Below are 691 nucleotides of genomic sequence, written 5' to 3'. Positions count from 1 at the left end.
AACAGGACCGTGAAACGACTCCACGCCGATGATAGTGCGGATTGCCCGTGTGAAAGTAGGTAATCGTCAGGCTCCCCCCCAGTCAGAAACCCCACCCGCCGCGGTGGGGTTTTTGCGTTTACGAACGGCTAACAGCCAATCACTATATAAGTGAGAGCGTTGGGATCGGAACGGTCAAGCAGCCCTTGACAAAGAGACATTGTTCCCCCATAATCGTCAGTTCTCTGCGGAGGGGTGCCCGAGTGGCTAAAGGGGGCAGACTGTAAATCTGTTGGCTTACGCCTACGTTGGTTCGAATCCAACCTCCTCCACCAGAATGCGCGATGTAGCAGTTGTTGGGAATCCATGATCCTTGCGGGTGTAGCTCAATGGTAGAGCAGAAGCCTTCCAAGCTTACGACGAGGGTTCGATTCCCTTCACCCGCTCCAGCAACACAGAGGTAGCGCCCATGTGGCTCAGTGGTAGAGCACTCCCTTGGTAAGGGAGAGGTCGGCAGTTCGATCCTGCCCATGGGCACCAGAAGTAATCGGTGATTGTTTGCGCCCGGCGCAACGTACGGAAAATCCTCTTAGGAGTCGAAAATGGCCAAGGGTAAGTTTGAGCGGACCAAGCCGCACGTGAACGTGGGCACGATCGGTCACGTTGACCACGGCAAGACCACGCTGACGGCAGCGATCACGACGGTCCTGAC

1 protein-coding gene and 3 tRNA genes are annotated in these 691 nt (G+C 56.0%); all 4 read left to right on the top strand.

Features of this window, described 5'->3' with window-relative positions:
- Positions 1-228 precede the first annotated feature (228 nt).
- A tRNA-Tyr gene (locus HWY30_RS40840) sits at positions 229-314 on the top strand.
- A gap of 40 nt (positions 315-354) precedes the next feature.
- Positions 355-428, top strand: a tRNA-Gly gene (locus HWY30_RS40835).
- A gap of 16 nt (positions 429-444) precedes the next feature.
- Positions 445-519: transfer RNA gene (locus HWY30_RS40830), tRNA-Thr, on the top strand.
- Between the two features lie 62 nt (positions 520-581).
- Positions 582-691, top strand: a 110-nt coding sequence (locus tag HWY30_RS40825; RefSeq protein WP_233461887.1) for a GTP-binding protein, incomplete at its 3' end; no start/stop codon positions are given.

The organism is Paraburkholderia tuberum STM678 (genome assembly GCF_902833905.1).
Classification (GTDB): domain Bacteria; phylum Pseudomonadota; class Gammaproteobacteria; order Burkholderiales; family Burkholderiaceae; genus Paraburkholderia; species Paraburkholderia tuberum.
This window is presented reverse-complemented; position numbering and strand designations above follow the sequence as displayed.